At 74.8% G+C, this 1,046-nt stretch carries 1 protein-coding gene; it reads left to right on the forward strand.

Annotated features, from left to right (window positions below; genetic code table 11):
• Nucleotides 1-1,046: NAD(P)H-hydrate epimerase (locus tag G3N64_RS39100; protein WP_205788896.1), on the forward strand; the 1,046-nt coding region annotated here is incomplete at both ends.

A 1,046-nucleotide genomic window follows, 5' to 3' on the forward strand; every position in this document is an offset into this window, starting at 1 on the left:
CGGTCGCGCCGGCGCCGCCGCCGCGCGCTGGCTGTCCGAGCGCGCAGCCGGCGACGACCGCCCCATCTGGTTCGCGGTCGGCCCAGGCAACAACGGCGGCGACGCGCTGGTTGCCGCCGCGCACCTCCAGCAGCTTGGCGTCGCGACGCAGGCGTGGATGCCGGTGCCGGTGAAACCGGACGACGCGCAATGGGCACTCGGCCTCGCGCATACAGCCGGCGTGCCGCTGTCGGCCACGCCGCCCGCTTCGCTGGACGGCTATGCATGGGTCGTCGACGGGCTGTTCGGCATCGGTCTCGGCCGCGCGCTCGACAGCGCCTTCGCCGAGCAGGCCGCGCGCATCGCCGCGCATGCGCGGCGCGGCGGCCATGTGCTCGCGCTCGATGTGCCGAGCGGGCTCGACAGCGATACGGGCCGGATCGTCGGCGCGGGCGTCGCCGTCGCCGCCACTCATACGCTCACCTTCATCGGCGCGAAGCCGGGCCTCTACACCGGCGAAGGCCGCGATCTTGCCGGCGAGATCGACGTCGCCTCGCTCGACGTCGCGCCGCCCGCCGCGCCGGCCATCGTGTTGAACGATCCCGCACGGTTCGCCGCCGCCCTGCCTGCACGCGCATTCGCGTCCCACAAGGGCACGTTCGGCAGTCTCGCGGTGCTCGGCGGCGACACGGGCATGTGCGGCGCGCCGATCCTGGCCGCGCGCGCCGCGCTGTTCGCCGGTGCCGGCAAGGTGCACGTCGGCTTCCTCGGCACCGGTGCGCCGCCGTACGACCCGCCGTTCCCCGAACTGATGCTGCATCCGGCCGACAGGCTCGATCTCGACGCGATGACCGCGATCGCGGCCGGCTGCGGGCTGGGCACGCGCGAAGCCGCGGCGACGCTCGTGCGCGACGTGCTCGCGCACGACGCCGCGACGCTGCTCGATGCGGACGCGTTGAATCTCGTCGCGACGCATGCGGATCTCGCGGCCGCCGTCGCCACGCGCGGTGCGCGCGACAATCCGTGCGTGCTGACGCCGCATCCGCTCGAGGCCGCGCGGCTGCTCG

The organism is Burkholderia sp. Ac-20344 (genome assembly GCF_017104975.1).
Classification (GTDB): domain Bacteria; phylum Pseudomonadota; class Gammaproteobacteria; order Burkholderiales; family Burkholderiaceae; genus Burkholderia.